The following is a 21066-nucleotide window of genomic DNA, read 5'->3' as shown; positions in this document are numbered from 1 at the left end:
GATCAAGGCCAAGCGCTGGGCCCAGGCGCGCTACATGCTCAGCCGGGCCAGGGCTCTGGTCAACGCGCTGCCCGCCGACCAGACCGTGCAGGAGCGTGAGCAGCTATCTCAGCTGCGGAAGAAGTTCGAGGCACGCGGCACGCCGGCCGCCAAGAGCGCCGCAAAAGCGAAGGCCACTCCCGGGGCGCGGGCGGGCGGCAAGAAGTCAGCCGCCAAGCCCGCGCCACAGAAGACCGCGCCGAAACCGCCACCCAACCTCGGCGAGCGCTACATCAACCGCGCCTCGCTCGGCTACGCGCCCGAGGCACCCGACACGAACGTCACGAAGGACGCCCAGCCCTCGCGGTCCACGGCGAAGGGCGGGCGGGTCAGGTCCTTGGAGTCCCGTATGTGAACAGCTTCCTCGGCGATCGCGATCTCCACGCAGTCGTCGCCCTCACCGCCGCTGTAGCTGGACTTGAACCAGGCGAGTTCCGTCGTACCCCTACTCATAGCTCTCCTCGCAGTCGCTCCAGCAAGGCCCGGGATTCGTTGGGGCTCAGGGCCTGCGAGCGCAGTGTTTCATAGCGTTGGCAGAGCGCACTCACCTCTTTCGGGTCGGAGATCAGCCGCCCGTTCTTCTGGCCCTCGGAGTACCCGAGCCTCTGCCTCGCAGGGGTCTCCAAGATCCGCACCGGCCCATCCATGCACGGGTGCAACCCAGACTCCAGCGGCACTACCTGGAGCGTCACGTTGCGCGGGGTACTGCATTCCAACACGTGGTCCAACAGCCCCCGCATAGCCTCCGCATCCCCGAACCGCCGCCGGAACACATGCTCCTCGACAATGAAGCTGAACGGCACCTTCGGCCGCTCCCGCATCATCCGCTGCCGCTCCATCCGCGCCGCGAGCTGCTCCTCCAGTTCCTCCTCGGTCCGCAGCGGGATCGTGCCCTCGAACACCGCCCGCGCATACGCCTCCGACTGCAACAGCCCCGGCACCACCCTGCACTCATACGTGCACAGGCTCACCGCCTCCCGCTCCAGCCGCGCCCACCGACGGAACCACGCCGCGAGCCCCGCCTCGCCCCGGGTGAGATGGCGGGCGGCCCTCCGCAGCGCGCCGGTGTTTCCGGTTGCCTCCTCCGCGCGTTCCACGAACGCCTCGTCCGGCATCCGGCGTCCCAACTCCACCGACTCCACGGTGTGCTTGGAGAACTGGACGATGGTGGCGAGTTCACTTCGGCTGAGCCCCGCGTGTTCGCGCAATGCCTGGACGACCGCGCCGAATGTGCGCAGACTGTCCGAGGGGTGGGGTTCCCGCTCGGTATCCCCCGCCGGAACCGTCCGGGCATCCACGACCGTGGCTGTCTCCGTTTGGACCATGTCCATCCGCCGCCCCTTTCTCCAGCCCTCTCGGGCCCGCACACGTTCAACACTCAGCGTGGCGGCGCGACACGCGTACTGTCCACGCAGTGTGTTCGTACACTGACCTAGCGTACGTGATGTGGCTCTCGTCACAGGCCCAAACGGGTATCACGCTGGCGCCATGAACCAACCCGCTCCCCAAGTCACCACCACGCCGCTCACCTTCACGCAGCTGATCTCCTCGACCCGACGCGGCGCTCGGCTCGCCCGGCTGCTCAGCGTGGATCAGCTGCGGTCCTGGGGTGCCCCGCAGGACCTCACCGAGCGTGCCGAGATCGTGGTCGCTGAGCTTGCCGCGAACGCCGCACTCCACGGCAGCCTGCCGGGTCGCAGCTTTCGGCTGACCCTCGTGTTCGACGCTCCGCCCGGCCGCCTTCGTGTCGATGTCACCGATGGGCGTGGAGACAGGTGGCCCCTGGTCAGGCCCGCAAGCGCCGTGTCCGACGAGTCGCTCGCCACCACCGGGCGCGGGCTCTCGCTCGTCGCCGCGATCGCCGACCGCTGGGACACGCTCCCCTATCCGCCCAGCGGCAAAACGGTCCGCGCCCTCCTCACGTCACCTCCTCCTGCCCCGCGCCCGAACGGATCAGTGACTTTGCGGTGAGTTTGGGACAGCGACACCGCCACGGCGTGTCGGTGTCCCAAACTCACCGCAAGCTCATGCCTCGCACGGGGCCCAGCTCGACGGGGGCTGTCCGAAGATGGCACGGGCGGACTTGATCGTCAGTCGTCCGAAGAGATGGTTGCCGCCTGCGCCGAGCGCGGCACCGATACCGAGTGGCACCTGCTTGCTCAGCACCAGAACCCCTTGCTTGGTCCCGTACTTGGTGACGAACCGCGGGCCCAGCACCTTGTTGACGCGGTTGATCGCGCTCATGGGGATCGCGTTGACGATGCGCCGTGCCCAGTAGGGGCCGGTGCGCCCGATGGCCTTGTCCAGGACCTTGACCGCTCCGTCGCCGAGGAGGACGGTCAGGACCAGGAGCTTGCGTCGCTCGAAGTCCTCGGGATGTATGCCGTGGACCTCGGCCAGCGACAGCGTGTAGAGCACTGACGCCTCGGTGAAGACCATGGCATCGGCCAGAGCCGTCGGGATCCCGGCACCGGGCACGATCCCTGCCGCGCCGGATGCTCCTCCGGATGCGGTGATGCCGGCGAGGTAGTAGCGGTTCAACCGACGGATCAACTCCTGTGGGGTGTCGTCGGGGTGGACTCTCCGCAGGCGCTCGACGTGCTTCCTCGCCAGCGGTTGCTGGGCGACCAACGCCTTGTCGAGGGCCTGCTGGAGCATTCTTTTGGCGTCATCGGCCTTAGTCTTCGGGGTTGTGGTCCTCTCGGATCGCGAGCGCTTCGAGGTGGCGCGGCGGCCGGCTGCCCTGCCAGCCCAGTACCAGTCGCTCACGCGCGCGCGTGATCATGACGTAGTAGGCCATGCGGAGGGAGGCCGCCGTGGGGTCGGTGGCGGAGTCGGTTTCGGTGTCGGCGATGACGACGGTGTCGAAGTCGAGCCCCTTGGCGCTCGCCCGGTGGACGAGGACGACGCCGGGGCGGGCGAGGTCGAGGTCGCGGTAGCGGCCGGAGGGGGCCGCCGAGCTGTAGAGCTGGGGCTCGTGGACGAGGCCGGCGCGTTCCAGGTGGCGCATCAGATCGGCTGCCGTGCGCAGGGAGTTGACGATGACGCCGATGCGGTCCTTCGGGTGCCGGGCCGCCATGGTGGCGATGTCGTCGGCCAGGGCCCTGGTGCCGGAGTAGTGGCGGACGACGGGCACCGTGCCACTGCGGAAGGGTGTCCGGGGGCGGGGGCCGCCGGTGCGGAAGTGCTCGGCGAGGGCGGCGATCTCGCGGGTGTTGCGGTGGTTGCCGGTGATCTCGATACGTCCGGTGGAGCGCCCGAGGGCGTCGGTGATCTCGGTGAGGGTGGAGTTGGTGTCGGTGAGGCGCTGGCACTCGTCGGCGAAGACCGTGACCGAGGCGGCGGCGAGCCGGACCAGCCGGTAGAAGCCCGGCGAAAGGTCCTGGCCCTCGTCGATCACGAGGTGGGGTGTGGCCGTGTCGTTCTCGCCGAGGGTGGTGGCGGCCCGGTGGGTGAGGGCGGTCCAGTCGAACCAGCCGTCCTCGGTGCGGGGTGCGTCCTGGCCGAAGCGGCGGTTGATCCAGCCGTGGACGGTGGCGGCTTCGACGGGCGCGCCGGGGACCGTGAGGCCGGCCAGGGTGTCGCGCAACAGCCGGCTCAGGAGGCGGGAGCGCGACAGCAGCAGGGTGGGGCGGCCGGTGAGGGCGAGGTGCACGGCGCGGTGCGCGGCGAGCAGGCTCTTGCCGCTGCCGGGCGGGCCGCTGACGAGGTGGTTGCCGGTCAGTGGCAGGGCGTCCAGGCAGTCGCGCTGGGCGGGGGTGAGGCCGGGGTGGAGAACGGGGGTGTTCGCGGTGGTCATGGCGGTCATCCCAGGGCGGTGGCGGCCGCGTACTCGCGGCTCGCGGTGAGGACGTCGGTGAAGTAGCCGGGGACGCGGGCGGAACCGACGACCAGGGCGCGGTCGAGGAGGGTGTTGCCGGTCTGGCAGCTCGTCTCGGGCAGCAGGGTGCAGGCGTGGCAGGCGGCTCGGTTGAGGTTTCCGAAGCCCTGGCCGGTGTGTTCCGCGCACAGCGGGTCGGCGGAGCACCAGGCGGCGGCCTCCAGCATGCGGATGAGCGTCTCGGCGAGGTGGGGCGCCTCGCCCTGCCGGACCAGGCCGCCGAGGGTGCCCTCCGCGTCACCGGCGGCCGTGTAGACGAGCAAGCCGCGCTGGGCGTACTCGGGGCGCCCGTAGACGCGCTCGCGCAGGCTGGCGGTGGTGTAGCCGGAGTCGAAGGAGAGCTGGCGGATGAGCAGGTGGGCGAGGGTGTGCAGGAGCAGGAAGCGAGCGGAGAGTGCGCTGCCGACGGTCTCGGCGAGCTGTTCGTCGCGGAACGACGCGTCCAGGTCGGCGCGGACCCCGTGGACGTGGGCCCGCACGCGGGGGTCGTTCTCCCAGGTGGTCAGGCGCTGCTCGTCGAGGGTGAGGACGATGCCCTCGCCGTAGACCTCGGTCGCGGGCAGCCAGCGCAGGCGGCCGCTGGTGTCGGCGGGTACGAGGGTGCCGCCCGGGGAGTGGCGGCGGAACCCGGTCAGTGCCCGCACCTCGCGGAGCCGGTCGGCGAGGACGACGCCGTCGATGTGCGCGTCGAGGGTGGCCCAGGGCTCCTCCGTCTCGCCGCCGAGACCGAGGCCACTGCGGCGGATGGAGAAGTGACCGGTGGGCTCCGGGAGTTCGGTGGCGTCGAAGGCGTGCCACTCGTCGCGGCTCAGGTCGATCTTTCCGGACTCCGGGCGGTCGGCGGGCTGGGGCGCGGTCGAACCGGTGGCCTCCGCGATGAGCTGGTCGATGAGGCTGTCGGGGGCCTCGGTGTCCTCCTTGATCATGTCCCGGAAGAGGGCCGCTCGGGGTGTGCCGAGTGCGTCGAGCAGGTTCGTCCAGTAGCCGTGGCCCCGGACGGCCTCCGCCGCGTCCTGCTCCGCGCGCGGGGCTTCCGCGGACTGGGGGATGTCCAGAGCCGAGTAGACGACCGGGTAGTAGACGTTGCCCGCGGTGCGCTGCACGACGTGGACCTGCTGGCCGCACGTGATGTTTTCATCCCGGCGCTGCCAGGGGTTGCGGCCCGGGCAGCGTCCGCCCTGGGGGCCGAGGATGTCGAGCAGGTCGCGCTCGGCTCCGCACGCCTTGCCGTCCTGCCGGATCGCGCCGCAGCGTACGGAGAGCGCTTCGAGCCCGGAGGCGCGGTCGGCGACCCGGAAGCCGAGCCGGCGTGCCTTCCAGGCGTGCTTCGCCTCCGGGCACGAGGCCCGAAGTTCGGGCGTGAGGCGGGAGTGGGCCCAGTACCACCAGTCGACGTCGTCGAGGTGCCCGTCCGCGCAGACGCGGACGAACCGCATCGGCGTGAGGCGGGGCGCGGCGGCGCAGGACGTGCACACGGGCGGCTCGCCGGGCTTCTCCATCTCACGCAGGAAGCGGACCATGGTGCGGCAGGCGCCGCAGAACAGCCAGCCGGGGAAGCGGACGTAGGGGACGCCGGGGCCGTCGGGCCGGTCGTAGCGGTCGTTGAGGGTGTGGGGCGCGGCGTAGAAGCCGGTGACGCCGAGGCGGACGGCGAGCCGTTCGGCGGGGACGGGGGTCTTGAGCCGCGGCCAGGCCTCGATGCCGGCGGCGACGAAGGACTCGCCCTGGACGTCGAGGACGGCGCCGACGCCGAACGGCAGCACGGTCTGTGCCTGGCGGACCCGGAGTTTGCGCTTCACTTTCCTGCTCCCGTCACGGTTATCTGGCACTCGCGGTCGACGCTGCGCATGGAGTTGAGGGTCTCCCACAGGCCGTAGCGCTGCTCGAAGGTCTTGAGCAGGTTCCGGTGGCCCTTCCCCTGGCTGCGGTAGTAGAGGTCCTTGCCCTCGGCGGCGGCTGTTCGGGCCTCCCGGTACCAGTCGGCCAGAAGGTTGCCGAGTTCGGCGCGGACATCGGCCCGTACACCGTCGGCGTCGGCGCCCGTAACGCCGCGCTCAGCGACGGCGGCGCGCTCGGCGAGGGCGTCGGCGATCCGCTGGGCCTCGTCCTGGTGGCGGGTGAGGTGTCCGGCCTGGTTCTCGGCGGCCAGGCCGAGCCGGTGGCGGACCAGGACGACGAGCGCGGCGTGCAGGGCGCGGCGCCGGGCGGGCGGGGACCAGGGGGTGACGCTGGCGGGTTCGACGTAGCGGTAGAGCGCCCGGTGGTAGTCGAGGAAGGTCTCGTAGTGGGACCGGTCGCGCGGGCGGGTGGCGTTGAAGTAGGTGACGACGAGTCCGGGCACGTGGTGGCGGCCGACGCGGCTGGTGGCCTGGATGTACTCGGCGGTGGTCTTGGGCTGGCCCTGCATGAGCAGGTAGGCGAGCCGCTTCACGTCGACGCCGACGGAGAGCATGTTGGTGCACGGCAGGAAGGACACCGACCGGGGGTCGCTCCAGGGCTTCTCCAGGCGGTCGAGGAGGATGGGCTGCTCGGCACGCGGCAGGTTGCTGGTCAGTTCCTGTACGTCGCCGGCGCCGAGCGCGCGGACGCCGGTGCCCTCGTCGAGGCCCCTCAGCTGGGCGGGGATGTCGTCGCCGGCCGCGGTGACGGTTCGGCCGAGCTCGCGCAGGCTGTGGTGGTAGGCGACGAGCGTCCAGTAGGCGTCGCGGTGTTCCTCGGGGAGTTGGTGGACGCCCTGGAGCATGGCCGCCGTGGTGGCGACGGCGCCGCGGCCCGCGGTGTGGCCCTGGGCCATGACGCCGAGGTAGAGGCGGCCGGGGCGGCCGGTGTCGGGGACGGCGAAGTAGCTGTCGCGGGCGTCGAGTCCGGACGGCGGGAAGAGCTGCACGTCCTGGTGGTGCAGGGCGCGGACCTGTTCGGTGGAGCGCCGGATGGTGGCCGTGGCGGCGACGATCTTGGGCGGGCGGCCGTCCGGGCCGGTGCACAGCTCCAGGACGGCCGCCTCGTAGAGGCCGACCGTGGTGCCCAGCGGTCCGGTGAGCAGGTGCAGCTCGTCCTGGATGATCAGGGACGGGGGCGGGTTGCCGGTGCCGGCGCCGAAGAGGCGGCCGGAGTCGGGCTCCCAGGCGAGCCGGGCGAACTTGTCGACGGTGCCGAGGACGAAGGTGGGCGGATCCCGGTAGAGGTGCTGGTCGACGACGGCGACGGGCAGGACGTCGTGGAAGGCGCACTCGTCACGGGTGCAGTGGAAGGCGAAGGCGTCCGTCCCGGCGCGGACTCCGTAGTCGGAGCGGACGCCGGACCGGGCCGGCGGCAGGATGCGGGTGCCGCACCACGGGCAGCGGTCGAGGATGAAGACGTCCTCGGGGTGGGTGGCCTCGTACTGCTGGTCGAAGGCGTCCTTGGCCTTCTGGAACGTGTTGGGGGTGGTGGTCTCGCCGACCCACAGGCCGATGGTGATCGGTTCGTCGCCGAGGCCGAGTCCGGGTTCGGTGCGGCGGAGGTGTTCCAGGGCGCAGATCGTGGTGGCGGCGCGCTGGAACTGCTGGGTGGTGAGCAGGCTGAGGGTGTAGCGGCTGAGCACGGTCGTTCCGCCGCCTTCGCCGCGGATCCGGCGCAGGGCGATCGTGAAGGCGGCCAGGAGCAGATACGCCTCGGTCTTGCCGCCGCCGGTGGGGAACCAGATCAGGTCGGTGGTCTCCCGGTCGCGGTGGCCGGGTTCGGCGACGCCGTCGAGGGCGAGGAGGAAGAAGGCGAGCTGGAAGGGGCGCCAGGTGGCCTCGGGGTCGACGGGCGGGTCGAGGGCCACGGGGTCGGAGCGGTGGCGCCGCTGACCGGCCTGGTCGGGGGCGGAGTGGCGCATCTGGAGCAGCATGGCGCGCTGGGCGATGCGGAAGGCGGCCAGGAGTTCGGGGCGGTCCGGGTCGCACAGGGTGCGCACGCCCGCTTCGATGCGGGTGACCGCCTGACGGACACGGCCGAGGATTCGCTCCGCGGCCTCCCGCCCCCAGACCGGCACCTCGACGGAGCACTGGCCCACATACCAGGCGTGGTAGGAGGCGGCGAACTCGGCCAACTCCTCACGCAGTTGGTCTCTGTCGACGGCCGCGTCGGCCAGGTGGGCGAGGGTGAGCACGGGGGCGTCGAGCGGGCCGCCGGGCCGGACGGCGGGCACCTCGGCGCGCGGCAGGACTTCGCAGGCGAGGCGTTCGACGGCGCCGTCCTCGCCGCGGTCCTCGCGGACGGCGCAGCCGTGGCCGACGGCGTGGGTGACGACGTGCCGGTACTGCAGGCGCAGTTCACGCTCCTCGGGGTCACGGCTGGCGAGCCGGACGCTGGGGTAGGGCAGGACGGCGCCGTCGGCGGGGCGGACGGTGAGCCCGCACTGGAACAGCATGTCGTCCCAGCTCGGCGCCTTGCCGTCGGTGCCGTCGTGGCGGGCGGTGTTGACCAGCGCCACGGTGATCAGGGTGCCGTCGCCGTAGGAGCGGCGGCGCAGCCGGATCTCCGCACGGCCGCCGAGGACGGGCACGCTCTCCCGGTCGGGGCCGACGGTGTGCCTCTCGGCCGCGAGGGGGATCCGGCGCCAGCGCCGCCCGCGCCCGGGTTCGCTGCGCTGCGTCTCGTAGCGGCCGGCCGTGCAGACCACCTCGACCTGTGCGGCGTCGGTGTAGAAGCTGAGGCCGAGGGAGGCGGGCAGCCAGCTGTTGGTCTCGGGCACCGGGTCGGCGGCCGGACTCGCGTCGGGGGCGTCCTCCTCGGCGCCCGGCGCCTCGGGGTCGTCGGCCGCGAGGGCGAGCCGGCGCTCCAGCGGGGCCTGTTGCGGGTACAGCGTGCCCATGAGGTACTGCCGGTCGGGCGGAGCGTCGAGCACCTCGTCCTCGCCGCCGGCGGGGCCGACGAGCTGGCGGGTGAGGTAGTCGACCAGCTCCTGGCGCGGGTCCATGTGCGGGTTCCTTTGGATCAGGTGGGGGCGTGGAGAGGGTTCGGCGGTGGGCCCGCCGTGATGTGCGGCCGGTTCAGGGGTGCGACGGGATCATCCTGTGGCGGACGAGCTGCTCGCGGAACTTCTCCTTGGCCTTCGATTCGAGCTGTCGGATGCGTTCGCGGGTGACGCCGAAGACGGCGCCGATCTCCTCCAGCGTGTCCGGCTCGTCGCCGTCAAGGCCGGTGCGCCGGACGAGGATGTGCCGCTCCCGCTCGGGGAGGTGCTCCAAGACGTGCCGAAGGCGCGCCTGGAATTCCTTGCGGAGCAGCACGGCAGGAGGTCCGGGCTGCCGGCTCGGCCCGATGATCAGGTCGCCGAGTGCGGTGTCGTCGCCGATGATCCGGTCCAGGGAGTCGGTGGGCCGGCTGATTCTGCGCACCTTCTCCACTTCGGCGAACGTGAGGCCGGTGGCGTAGGCCACGTTGTCGACGGTCCTGGCGCGGCCCTCGCTCAGCAGCTTGCGCTCGGCCACGGCCACCTTGCTGACCTTTTCGTGCATGTGCACGGGCACCCGGATCACCGTGCCCTCGTCGGCGATGGCCCGGGTGATGGCCTGCCTGATCCACGACGTCGCGTAGGTCGACAGCTTGTAGCCTCTGGTGGCGTCGAACTTGCGGACCGCGCGCATCAGGCCGAGGGTTCCGTGCTGGACGAGGTCCTCGATGTCCAGTCCGTGTCCCTGGTAGCCCTGCGCGATCTTCCCCACGAGCCGCCGGTTGTGCAGGACGAGGCACTCGTAAGCACGCCACGGCTCGCCGTCGCGGGGCAGCGCCGCTATCTCCTCCTCCGGGACATCGCGGCCGAGGTGGTCGGTACCGCCGCGGAGGAGAACGGCGAGACCGACTTCCTCGTCCGCCTTGAGCACGACCTTCGCCGGGTTTCCGCGCCACCGGTCCTCCTCCAGCACGGCCCGTGCGGCGCGAACGGCGTCGGACAGCCTGTCGTCCATGACGGAAACGGCGGAGTGGGCGCACTTCTCACGGGTCGGCGGCTGCACGCGGGGTGTGCCGGGGCGGGTGATCGGGAAGTCGGCGGTCAGCTCACGTGCTTCCGCGGGGCCGAGCCCATGGAGCCTTACGACGCCGTCGTGGGCGAGCTTGCTGACGGTGCCTTCGGCGTCGGCGTAGCGGGCCAGCATCCGCCGGGCCTGGGCCAGGTGTCCCTGGGCGGGTGCCGTGGCGGGCGCCCGACATTCTTTCCGGCGTGGGGGCTTCACATGAATGCCGACTACTGCGAGCCCGGTGCGGAGCCTTCGCCGCTGCTCGTCACTCGTGAGCCCGAGCCGGTCCGCCTCCCGCGCGAAGGCCTGGTGGCCGACAACTCCCGCGGAAGACGCGCACCGTTTCAGTCTTTCGATGACCGAAGGTAACTCCGCCTCGATCGCACGCCGCTTGGCCTCGGCCACTGGCTCCGCACCCATACGCCCCCCACTTCAGCGTTCAAGCGCCGGCTCGGCCCGAAACGGTCGAGCGGACACATTCCACACCCTAGGACCTGTCTGTTTACATCGTCAACACGCTCCCTCTAAGCGCTTTTGCAGAACACGGATCACTTGACACCGTCAACAGGTAAGGTGTGGGCGTCCGTACAGGCCTCGCGCACCCGGAAGGTCACCGTGCCCCAGCCCGAGCTCCTCCCCGGCACACCCGAGTTCCGCATCAAGCTGCCCAAGGACGGCGGTGAGGCCCGGGGACATCTGCTCGCCGAGTTCGGCGGCAACGGCACCCACAAGTTCCTTCTGCGGGCAGGTTCCATGGTGGCCGCCGAGGCATGGCCCGGGCTCGGCGACCACGCCCGCCGCAACCGCGCGGATCTGCGCGCGAGCGGCGGCCTGGCCGACGCTCCCGCCGATCCCGGCCTGCCGCAGGGGCCGCCCCGTTGGGTGGTGACCCGGGACATCGAGTGCAACTCCTCCTCGGCCGCCGCCGCGCTCGTCTACGGGTACGACGCTTCCGGCCCCGAGTCCTGGCGCACCGCGGAGGGCCACCCGCTCGCCGACTACCTGGCCACGGGCTGGCGTCCCCCGCGCAAGGCGTGGCTGGTGCGCGGCTCCAATGTCTCCGGGCACAACCTGGTGCGGCAGCTGTGGCTGAAGGAGGGCTTCGTCTCCCTCGCGGCCGCGCATCTGCCGCCCCTGGAGGAGACAGATCCGACCAAGAGCACGCTGCGCCGTTTCGTGGAGGAGGGGTACGAGGGGGCGGCCTCGTACAACCAGAAGCGGGGTCTCGTCGACGAACTGCACGCCTTCCTGACGCAGATGCGCGTCGGCGACACGGTCGCCACCATCGGCGACGGCCGGCTGCACATCGGGCGGATCACCGGGGAGGCCGTGCAGACTTCGTCGCCGGGCGGGCTGTCCAATCTGCGGAGGGCCGTCTCCTGGATGCCGCGGAGCCGTGCGTACGAGGAGCTTCCGGAGGAAGTGCAGCAGAAGCTGTCCGTTCAGCATGACGTCGTCGACCTGACCGGTGTGCTGGAAGCGCTCGACGGGCTCAGCGGGCAGAAGGAGCACACGGCCCCGGCGGCCCCCGGTGAGGACCCCGCCGTGGGACAGTCGGCGCCGCGAGAGCTGTCGCTGCCCCACATCACCGAGGCGCTCGCCGCCGACCTCTTCGTCCACGACCGCGCCTGGCTTGACGACATACGCGAACTGCTCGTCGACGAGAAGCAGTTGGTGCTCTACGGCCCACCGGGCACCGGCAAGACCTATATGGCGATGAAGCTGGCCGAGTACTTCGGTGGCGGCCCCGAGCAGGTCAAGATCGTGCAGTTCCACCCCTCGTACGCGTACGAGGACTTCTTCGAGGGGTTCCGGCCCGTGGAGGACCCCGAGACGCGGGAGGTCGCCTTCCGGCTGACGGCGGGCCCGCTGCGGGAGCTTGCCGATCTCGCCCTGCGCGAGGGCAACCGGCACATCCCGCACTTCCTGATCATCGACGAGATCAACCGCGCCAATCTGGCGAAGGTCTTCGGCGAGCTGTACTTCCTCCTGGAGTACCGGAAGAAATCGCTCCGCCTCACCTACTCCGGGGACGACTTCGCGCTGCCGCCCAACCTCTTCGTGATCGGCACGATGAACACCGCCGACCGGTCGATCGCCCTGGTGGACGCGGCGATGCGGCGCCGCTTCGCGTTCGTGGAGCTGTCCCCGCGCAGCGAACCGACCGCCGGGCTGCTCGCGCGCTGGCTGCGACGCGAGGGCAGGGACCTGGAGCCCGCCGGCCTCCTCGACGCCCTCAACGCCCGTATCGACGACGCCGACTTCGCCATCGGCCCCTCGTACCTGATGAAGCCGGGCGTGTACCGCGAAGGCGGCCTCGAACGGACCTGGCGCACGAAGATCCTGCCGTTGCTGGAGGAACACCACTACGGCGAGGGAATCGACGTCAACGCCCGCTACGGCCTCGACTCGCTGCGCGGGCAGCTCCCGTGACGGTGCCCGCGTCCGTGCCCGCGTCCGTGCCCGCGTCCGTGCCCGCGTCCGTGCCCGAGGTGTCACTGCGCGAGTACGGGCCCGCCGTCTCCGTCCCGCTGGGCGCCGAGGCCGGTCGGGCGCTGGCCGCCTCCGGCATCCTGCGGAGCGCGACCCCCGACCCCGGCCGGCCCGGACACTGGCTGCTGCGCGCGGGCAACCGGGTCGGCGCAGTGCGCACACCCGGCGGTCCGGTCGTACGGATCATGCCCAAGACCCCGGTGAGCCGGCTGTTCTTCCTCCTCGGGTTCAGCCTCGACCCGGCCCGCGCCTGGCGTGACAGCGGGGAGGGCACCGTCGACACCGGCGCGTACGACGACGTCGTCCCCGCGCTCGCGCACGCCGTGGAACGGCAGATCGACGCGGCGCTGCGGCAGGGGGTCCTCCAGGGCTACCGGGAGGTGGAGGAATCCGCTCTGGTCATGCGCGGGCGCCTGCGCGAGGCCGAGCAGATCCGGCGGCACTTCGGCCGTACGCCGCCCGTGGAGGTCGCCTACGACGCGTACACCGCCGACACCGCCGAGAACCGCATCCTGCGCGCCGCCGCCGAGCGGTTGCTGCGGCTGCCGGGCGTTCCCGGACCCGTCCGGCGGCGCCTCGCTCATCAGCGCGTACGCCTGGCCGACGCCCTGCCGCTGATACGGGGGCAGGAACTGCCGCGCTGGCAGCCTTCACGCCTCAACTCCCGCTACCAGCCCGCGCTGCGGATCGCCGAGGCCGTCCTGCGCGGCACCTCGCCCGAGCACCGTCCGGCCGGGGCCGACCCGCTCGCCGTGGACGGCTTCCTGCTGGACATGAACAAGCTGTTCGAGGACTTCGTCACGGTCGCGCTGCGTGAGGCTCTTCGGGAGCGCGGCCTGACCGCGCGCCTCCAGGATCCCCACCACCTCGACCTCGCGGGTCTCGTACGGATGCGCCCCGACCTCGTCGTCCGTACCGGCGACGGCCGCACCCCGCTCGCCGTCGTGGACGCCAAGTACAAGGTGGAGAAGGCATACGGACTCCCCAACGCCGACCTGTACCAGGCCCTCACCTACGCCACCGTGCTCGGGCTGCCCGAGGCCCACCTGGTGTACGCCGCCGGGCACCGGCCCGAGCGCTTCCACGAGGTACGGGGCACGGCGGCGGGTCCTGACGGCCGGGGAGTGCGCCTCTACCAGCACAGCCTCGATCTCTCCCGCCCACCGGAACAACTCCTCACGGCCCTGGGACAGCTCGCCGGACGGCTGGCCGGGGACCTTCCCCATTCATGATCACGAAAAACCGCCCGGCGGAAAGGAAGAGACCCCATGCCCCGGCTCGCCTTCGCCCAGAGCTTCTGGGACGGCTACGACACCCTGGAGAAGCCGGTCCGAGCCGGAGTACGCAAGGCCATGGCGAAATTCCAGGCCATGAGCGTCGCCGCGCTCAACGCGGACAAGGGACTGCATCTGGAGTCCGTGGAGAACGCCCGTGACCCACGGATGCGCACCATCCGCATCACCGACTTCTGGCGGGGCGTCGTGCTCGCGCCCGACGACGGCAGCGATATGTTCCTGCTGGTCAACGTCCTGCCGCACGACGACGCCTACACCTGGGCTGCGAAGCGTCTGTACAGCGCCAACTCCGCGACGCGCGCCCTCGAGGTGCGCGACGCCGTCGCCCTGGACGAGCTGACACCGCTGTACGAGACGGCCGCGCGCACGGCACCCCGGCTGCTGTTCGCGGATGTCTCCGACGGCACGCTGCGTGAACTCGGGATCGACGACCAGGTGCTGCGCGCCGCGCGCTCCATGGTGGACAAGGCCCAGCTGGAGGCCTTCGCCACGCTCCTGCCGGAGGACCAGCTGGAGGTGTTGCAGTACCTCGCCGAAGGGTTCAGCCCGGAGGAGGTCTACCGGGACGTCGTGGCCGTCCGCCGGCCCGCCGACGCGCCCGCCGAACCGGTCGAGGACCTGGCCACGGTGATCTCCAACACCCACGCGCGCATCCGGCTGGTCAGCGGGCCGCACGAGTTGGAGGAGATGCTGGAGAAGCCGTTCGCGGCCTGGAGGGTCTTCCTCCACCCCTCCCAGCGGCGCGTCGCCTATCGCACCTCCTATGGCGGCCCCGTCCAGGTCACCGGCGGACCCGGCACCGGCAAGACGGTGGCCGCCCTGCACCGGGTGCGGCACCTGCTCGGCCGCTCCGAGGACGGCCGTGTCCTGCTCACCACGTACACGAACGCGCTCGCGGCCGGGCTGCGCGAGTTGCTCGGTCTGCTCCTCGACGAGGACGAGAAGCTGCTGGCGCGCGTGGACGTGACCACGGTCGACGCTTTCGCGAACGGCGTCGTGCGCGCCGACTCGGCGGCCGTGTGCAAGCCGATCGGGGACCGGGAGCAGCGGCAGTTGTGGGAGAAGGCGGTCAAGCAGCTCGATCTGCCGTTCACCGCCCAGTTCCTGGCCCAGGAGTACCGGCACGTCGTCCTCGGCCAGAACCTCCGCGATCTCGACGCCTACCTCGCCGCGAGCCGCCGCGGCCGCGGCTCCGGTCTCGGTCCCGCGCGCCGCCGGGAGGTGTGGAGCGGCGTGGAGCGGTTCGAGCAGTTCCTGCGCGACCGCGGCGAGACCACGCACCTGCGCGTCTGCGCCCGCGCGGCGGAAATCCTCGCCGACCGGCCGGCTCCGTACGCCCATGTCGTGGTCGACGAGGCGCAGGACCTGCATCCCGCGCAGTGGCGTGTGCTGCGCGCTGCCGTCTTCCCCGGCCCCGACGACCTTTTTGTGACCGGCGACCCGCATCAGCGGATCTACGACTCCCGGGTGTCGCTGCGGTCGCTGGGCATCACCACGACCGGGCGCAGCTTCCGGCTGCGCGTCAACTACCGCTCCACGGAGGAGATACTCGCCTGGTCGGCTCGCCTCCTCGCACCCGTCACCGTCGACACGCTCGAGGGAGAGGGGCCCGACTCGCTGGCCGGGTACCGCTCCCTGCTCCATGGACGCCGGCCCCAGGTGCGGGGGTACGCGACCCGGCAGGAGGAGACCGAGGCGCTGGTGGAGCGGGTCCGGACGTTGCTCGCCGAGGGCCTCGCGCCGCACGAGATCGGCGTGTGCGCACGCTTCAACCTCTCCCTGGACACGGCCGAGGAGAAACTGAACGCCGCCGGCATCCCGGTGCTACGGGTCAGAGGCCGGGTGGCGCAGGGCGCCGAGGGCGTACGGCTGGCGACGATGCACGCGATGAAGGGGCTGGAGTTCCGGGCGGTGTCCGTGCTCGGTGCCGCCGAGGGCGCCGTCCCGTTCGCCCGCGAGATCACCCCGCGTGAGGCCGACCCGCTCCAGCACGACGCCGACCTGCTCCGTGAGCGCTGTCTGCTCTTCGTCGCGTGCACACGGGCTCGCGAGACCCTGAGTGTGACCTGGAGCGGGACCGCGAGCCCCTTCCTTCCGCACGCCGTCTGACCGGCCGCGACGACTCCGTGCTCATTCCTCCGGTGCCAGGGCGCCCGTGGCGAGACCGTCCCGGGCGACCTCGGCGAGCTGCCGGCTCAGCTCGTCGACCTTGCGCATTCCTTCCTCGAACGCGGACAGCGCCCGGAAGGCGGAGCCGTACCGGCGCTGATCATCGATGCCCATACGGGGGATGCGTGAGCCCCTGCCGTCGAAGCGGTAGGTTCCGCTCGCGCTCGTGGACCTCCGGGCGTTGGCGGAGCTGCGCAGGAATCCCCGCAGATAGTCGGTGTCGAGCTGATCGCTGGCCGAGACCGGCTCCTGGCCGTCGTACGCCACGAGCCCGGCACGGGCGAGATCCGCGACGCTGGTGGTGGCGCCGTCCAGCGAGCCCGGCCCGCCGCCCGCGGCGAGCCCGGGCAGGAGGGCGGCGAGTCGACGGATCCGGTCCTCCAGTTCCTCGCGCAGGGCGGCGTACTCACCGGGGTAGTCGCGGTGCCGGAAACGGAGGTGGCTGCCGGGTGTCAGGTCGACGGTGTCGTCGAGGAATTCGATCAGCGGCACGTCGGCGACCTGGTCGGGGCGTGGTTCCAGACTCCCGTCGGGGCTGTTGTCCGTCAGGTCGACCATGCGCACGGTGTGGTTCGTGTCCACGCCTCCCGTGCTCTCGGGGCGCCGCAGACACCACAGATGGACGGGCAGGGCGTGCGAGGTCGCCGTGCCCGGCGGCAGGGCGACGACTTGCCGCACGATGCCCCGGCGTACGAGTTCCGCCCGGATGCGGCGGCCGGCCTTGCGGTAGGCGACCGAGGCCGGCATGACCATGAGGACGTGGCCGCCGGGCACCGTGTGCGCGTAGGCGTGCTGGAGCCAGGCCAGCTCCCCTTCGGCTTTGGACGGGGTGCCGAGGTCCCAGCGGGCGTCGAGGAGCAGTTCCTCCCGCCCCCACTCGGTCACGCCGGCCGGAGGGTCGCAGACGACCAGATCGGCCTTGAGGTCCGGCCACTCGTCCGCGCGCAGGGAATCACCCGCCACGACGCGCACGCCCGACCGGCCCAGGAGGTCGGCGCGGAGCTGTGCGAAGCGGGCGCTGTCGGCGTCCAGCTCCTGTCCGCGGCAGCGCGCCCCGGCTCGGGAAGCAACGGACAGGAGCAGCACCCCGATGCCGCAGGCGGGATCGAAGACGGTGGCGTCGGCCGGCAACTCGGGAGCGAAATGGCACACGGCGCGCACCACGCGCTCCGGCGTCACCTGGTCGGACCCGGCGCGCCGGGCGGAGTCCATGAACCGTTCCGTCAGTCCGTTGACGACGTCGGCGGGCGTTTCCGTGCGGGCGAGCCCCTGTACACGGGTGGCGACGTCATCCGGCACTCCCGCTCCGGCCTCTCCGGCCAGCACCGCGGCGACCTGGGCCAAGCCCGCGATCATCTGTTCCCCGTACACGGCCCGCATGGCCTGCCACAACTCGACCTCGGGTGAGACCTCCTGGCCTTTGCGCTGCTTGTCCAGCCATTCCTGGACCTCCGCGAGCGCGTAGAGCGGGCTGTTCGCGGCACCGCCCGCCGGCGCGGGAAAGTCGTCGTAGCGCCGACGCCAGTTGGAGACAGCGGCCCGGGTGACTCCGGCCAGCCGAGCGATCTCGGCGCCGGTGACCAGTGGGCCGACCGGTGAAGCGGCATTCTCCGTCATAGCTTCAGCGTATACGGAGTGTTACCTGCTTTCCAGGGTGCACTATGTTGACAATGTACACATACCGTAACTGTCGCCACTGCCGTCGCAATCGGACACATGGGGATGGCTGATCCGCCGGCGGGTACCCGGGCACCCGGAAACGGCGTCGTCGAGGAGGCAGGACCCGGTGGGCGAGAAGAACATCTTTGTGATCGGTCTGGACGAGGCGAACGTGCCGACGCTCGAGCGTGTCCCGGGAGCGGACCAGTACCGGTTCCACCGTCTGCTCTCGATCGAGGAACTGCAGGTCGGTGAGGTCTCCGTGGCGGATCTCATCAAGCGGGCCGAGGGCGTGCTGGACGCCTTCGAGGGCAGTGTCGACGCGATCGTCGGCTACTGGGACTTCCCGGTGAGCACGCTCGTGCCGATCCTGAGCGAGCGCTACGGCACCCGCAGTACGAGTCTCGAGTCCGTGGTCAAGTGCGAGCACAAGTACTGGAGCCGGCTGGAGCAGCAGAAGGTGATCGACGAGCATCCGCGCTTCGGCCGGGTCGATCTGGAGGCGCGCGATCCCCGGCCGCCGGAGGGGGTGCGCTTCCCGATGTGGCTCAAGCCGGCGCTCTCGTACTCCTCGGAGCTGGCGTTCGGCGTCAAGGACGAGGAGGAGTTCCGCGCGGCGGTCGCCGAGATCCGGGAGGGCATCGGCCGGGTGGGCAGGCCGTTCGAGTACATCCTGGAACGGCTGGATCTCCCGCCGGAGATGCGGGGGGTGGGCGGTCAGGTGTGCCTGGCGGAGGAGGCGCTGACCGGGGTGCAGGTCGCGGTGGAGGGATACGTCCACGAGGGCGAGGTGATCGTCTACGGGGTGCTGGACTCCATCGACTACCCCGACAGCCCCTGCTTCCTGCGCCACCAGTACCCCTCCACGCTGCCGGAGCCGGTGGTCCGGCGGCTGCACGACGTGTCCCGGCGGGTCATCCGGCAGATCGGCATGGACGGCGCCACGTTCAGCATCGAGTACTTCTACGACCCGGGGACCGACGAGATCAATCTGCTGGAGATCAACCCCCGGCACTCCCAGTCCCACGCCGAGCTGTTCGCCTACGTCGACGGCGTGGCCAACCACCACTGCATGCTCGGCCTCGCCCTCGGCGAGGACCCGAGCCTCCCCCACCGCGCCGGCCGCTACCGGATGGCCGCCAAGTGGTACTACCGGTGGTTCGCCGACGGGGTCGTGCGGCGGACGCCCGACGCCGAGGAGATCGCGCGCATCGAGCGGGAGATCCCGGGGGTGCGGATCGACGTGGTGCCCGAGCGGGGGCAGCGGCTGTCGCAGCTGGAGCAGCAGGACAGCTACAGCTTCGAGATCGCCCACATCGTCACCGGCGGGGACACCGAGGAGGACATGCGCGAGAAGTACGACCGCTGTGTGGCCGCCCTGAACAGGACCCTGGAGGCCGCGCCCGATGGCCATGGGGAGGAGCGGAAGGAGCGAGGGACCGGCTGATGCGTTGTGTGAGCAATCTGCCGTACGCCACGAAGGAAGAAGAGCACGTCACCATCGCCATGTCGGACGGCGTCCGGCTGTCGGCACGCGTCTGGCGTCCCACGTCCTCGGACGAGGAGCCGGTGCCGGCGGTGCTGGAGTACATCCCGTACCGCAAGCGCGATCTGACCGCCGTGCGCGACTCCATCCACCACCCGTACATCGCCGGCCACGGCTACGCGTGCGTCCGCGTCGATCTGCGCGGCACCGGCGAGTCGGAGGGGGTGCTGACGGACGAGTACCTGGAGCAGGAGCAGCGCGACGCCGAGGAGGTCCTGGCCTGGCTCGCCGAGCAGCCCTGGTGCGACGGCAACACGGGCATGATGGGCATCTCCTGGGGCGCCTTCGCCGCCCTTCAGGTCGCCGCGCGGCGGCCGCCGAGCCTGCGCGCCATCGTCATCGCCTCCTTCACCGACGACCGGTACGCCGACGACATGCACTACATGGGCGGCGCCCTGCTGTCGGACAACCTGGCCGAGGCGGGCACCATGTTCGCGTACGCCACCTGCCCGCCGGACCCGGCCGTGGTCGGCGACCGCTGGCGCGGGATGTGGCGGGAGCGGCTGGAGAACGCCCGCCCCTGGGTGCTGGAGTGGCTGCGCCACCAGCGCCGCGACGACTACTGGCGGCACGCCTCGGTGTGCGAGGACTACGGGGCCGTCCAGTGCCCGGTGCTGGCCTCCAGCGGCTGGGCGGACGGCTACTCCAACGCCGTGACCCGGCTCCTCGGCCGTCTGGACGTGCCGCGCAAGGGCCTGATCGGCCCCTGGTCGCACAAGTACCCGCACCTGGGCGAGCCCGGCCCCGCCATCGGGTACCTCCAGGAGGTGGTGCGGTGGTGGGACCACTGGCTCAAGGGCGTGGACAACGGCGTCATGGACGGGCCCATGCTGGTGACCTGGATGCAGGACAGCGTGCCGCCGTCCACCTCCTACGAGGAGCGGCCCGGCCGCTGGGTCGGGGAGCCCACCTGGCCGTCCCCGCACGTCGAGCCGGTCGCGTACCCGCTCACCCGCCACCGCATCGGCGCCCCCGGGGTGGCGCCCGGCGGCCGGGACGCGCCCGGGGAGGCGCTCGGCGGCCAGGAGGGGGACGGCGAGGCGCTGACCGTGCAATCTCCGCTGTCCGTGGGCCAGTTCGCCGGCAAGTGGGCCTCCTACAACGCGCCCCCGGACCTGCCGTACGACCAGCGGGAGGAGGACGGCGGTTCGCTGGTGTTCGAGACCGATCCGCTCACCGAGCGGGTGGAGATCCTCGGCTCCCCCTCCGTGGAGCTGGAGCTGTCGGCCAGCGAACCGGTCGCCATGGTCGCCGCCAGGCTGTCCGACGTGGCCCCCGACGGCCGCGCCACCCGGGTCACCTACGGGGTGCTGAACCTCACCCACCACCAGGCCATCGGCGACCCGGAACCGCTGGAGCCCGGCCGGCGCTACCGCGCCCGCGTGCAACTCAACGGGGTGGGCCAGGCCTTCCCGCCCGGCCACCGCATCCGGCTGTCGCTGTCCACGTCGTACTGGCCGCTCGCCTGGCCCCCGCCCAGGCCGGTCCTGCTGAGCGTGGTCGACGGCGCCGGCACCCTCACCCTGCCGGTGCGCCGGCCGCAGCCGAGCGACGACCGGCTGCAGCGGGTGTTCGGCGAGCCCGAGGGCACACCCCCCGTCGCCACCACCCGCACGACACCCCGCGAGGAGCGCTGGGACGTCAAGCGCGACCTGGTCGGCTACCGGTCCGAGCTGGAGATCGTCAAGGACGCCGGCACGCTGCGCGTCGAGGACATCGGGCTGGACGTGGGCCGCCGGGCCTACGAGCGCTACACCGCCGTCGCCGACGACTTCACCTCGGTCGGCGGCGAGTCCACCTGGACCATGCGCTTCCGGCGCGACGACTGGGACGTACGGGTGGTGACCAGCACCAAGCTGCGGTGTGACGAGAAGGAGTTCTCCATCGACGCCACGCTGGACGGCTACGAGGGCGACCGGCGGGTGTTCTGCCGCAGTTGGAACGAGACGCTGCCCCGCGACTGTCTGTGACCACGGCGTCCGTGCGCGGCGCTCCGGG

At 71.5% G+C, this 21066-nt stretch carries 14 protein-coding genes; 6 read left to right on the top strand and 8 right to left on the bottom strand.

Translation table 11 applies throughout. The features are described 5' to 3' along the window. Positions 1-291: 291 nt before the first annotated feature. Together BBH68_RS43300 and BBH68_RS23495 are read right to left on the bottom strand one after the other, a co-directional pair. Positions 292-492 (bottom strand): DUF397 domain-containing protein, encoded by a 201-nt coding sequence (locus BBH68_RS43300; protein WP_076970684.1) that lies wholly within the window; start codon positions 490-492, stop codon positions 292-294. Further along, positions 489-1370, bottom strand: a complete 882-nt coding sequence (locus tag BBH68_RS23495; RefSeq protein ID WP_065965457.1) for a helix-turn-helix domain-containing protein — start codon at positions 1368-1370, stop codon at positions 489-491. Before BBH68_RS23495 ends, BBH68_RS43300 begins: the two co-directional genes overlap by 4 nt. A 157-nt stretch (positions 1371-1527) precedes the next feature. Between BBH68_RS23495 and BBH68_RS23490 the strand changes: the two genes are divergently transcribed. Further along, on the top strand, positions 1528-2010 hold the full coding sequence (locus BBH68_RS23490) for an ATP-binding protein (RefSeq protein ID WP_065965456.1): 483 nt from the start codon (positions 1528-1530) through the stop codon (positions 2008-2010). Positions 2011-2064: 54 nt separating this feature from the next. Here the strand turns inward: BBH68_RS23490 and BBH68_RS23485 are convergent, their stop codons facing one another. The 5 genes from BBH68_RS23485 to BBH68_RS23465 all read right to left on the bottom strand — a co-directional run bounded on the left by BBH68_RS23485 (position 2065) and on the right by BBH68_RS23465 (position 10044). Beyond that, on the bottom strand, positions 2065-2697 hold the full coding sequence (locus tag BBH68_RS23485; protein ID WP_065965455.1) for a hypothetical protein: 633 nt from the start codon (positions 2695-2697) through the stop codon (positions 2065-2067). A gap of 19 nt (positions 2698-2716) precedes the next feature. Next, the gene (locus BBH68_RS23480; protein WP_065965454.1) at positions 2717-3838 is read right to left on the bottom strand and encodes an AAA family ATPase; all 1122 of its coding nucleotides are present in this window, start codon (positions 3836-3838) and stop codon (positions 2717-2719) included. 5 nt (positions 3839-3843) lie between these two features. Further along, positions 3844-5718, bottom strand: a complete 1875-nt coding sequence (gene drmB / locus BBH68_RS23475) for a DUF1998 domain-containing protein (RefSeq protein WP_065965453.1) — start codon at positions 5716-5718, stop codon at positions 3844-3846. Next, on the bottom strand, positions 5715-8864 hold the full coding sequence (locus BBH68_RS23470) for a helicase-related protein (protein ID WP_065965452.1): 3150 nt from the start codon (positions 8862-8864) through the stop codon (positions 5715-5717). The genes drmB and BBH68_RS23470 overlap by 4 nt, the downstream gene beginning before the upstream one ends. A gap of 73 nt (positions 8865-8937) precedes the next feature. Next, a complete protein-coding gene (locus tag BBH68_RS23465) occupies positions 8938-10044 on the bottom strand; it encodes a sigma-70 family RNA polymerase sigma factor (RefSeq protein WP_065965451.1) in 1107 nt (368 codons plus the stop codon). Between the two features lie 477 nt (positions 10045-10521). On the opposite strand from BBH68_RS23465, the gene BBH68_RS23460 reads away from it, so the two are divergent. The 3 genes from BBH68_RS23460 to BBH68_RS23450 are packed head-to-tail and all read left to right on the top strand — an operon-like array spanning position 10522 to position 15803. Beyond that, positions 10522-12339 (top strand): DUF4357 domain-containing protein, encoded by a 1818-nt coding sequence (locus BBH68_RS23460; RefSeq protein WP_065965493.1) that lies wholly within the window; start codon positions 10522-10524, stop codon positions 12337-12339. A 14-nt stretch (positions 12340-12353) separates the two neighbouring features. Further along, on the top strand, positions 12354-13631 hold the full coding sequence (locus BBH68_RS23455) for an McrC family protein (RefSeq protein ID WP_065965494.1): 1278 nt from the start codon (positions 12354-12356) through the stop codon (positions 13629-13631). A gap of 36 nt (positions 13632-13667) precedes the next feature. Beyond that, entirely contained in the window at positions 13668-15803 is a 2136-nt protein-coding gene (locus BBH68_RS23450; RefSeq protein WP_065965450.1) for a UvrD-helicase domain-containing protein, read from the top strand. Between the two features lie 21 nt (positions 15804-15824). Here BBH68_RS23450 and BBH68_RS23445 read toward each other — a convergent pair whose 3' ends face one another. Next, a complete protein-coding gene (locus BBH68_RS23445; protein WP_065965449.1) occupies positions 15825-17480 on the bottom strand; it encodes an N-6 DNA methylase in 1656 nt (551 codons plus the stop codon). Positions 17481-17649: 169 nt separating this feature from the next. Between BBH68_RS23445 and BBH68_RS23440 the strand changes: the two genes are divergently transcribed. Both BBH68_RS23440 and BBH68_RS23435 read left to right on the top strand, forming a co-directional pair. After that, positions 17650-18969: an ATP-grasp domain-containing protein gene (locus tag BBH68_RS23440; RefSeq protein WP_065965448.1), complete on the top strand. Its 1320-nt coding sequence runs from the start codon at positions 17650-17652 to the stop codon at positions 18967-18969. Beyond that, complete coding sequence (locus tag BBH68_RS23435; RefSeq protein WP_065965447.1) at positions 18969-21038, top strand: CocE/NonD family hydrolase; 2070 nt, start codon at positions 18969-18971, stop codon at positions 21036-21038. Before BBH68_RS23440 ends, BBH68_RS23435 begins: the two co-directional genes overlap by 1 nt. The last annotated feature ends 28 nt before the right edge of the window (positions 21039-21066 follow it).

This window comes from Streptomyces sparsogenes, assembly GCF_001704635.1.
GTDB classification, from domain to species: domain Bacteria; phylum Actinomycetota; class Actinomycetes; order Streptomycetales; family Streptomycetaceae; genus Streptomyces; species Streptomyces sparsogenes.
The sequence above is the reverse complement of the archived record's forward strand: the minus strand, read 5'-3'. Positions and strand labels throughout refer to the sequence as shown.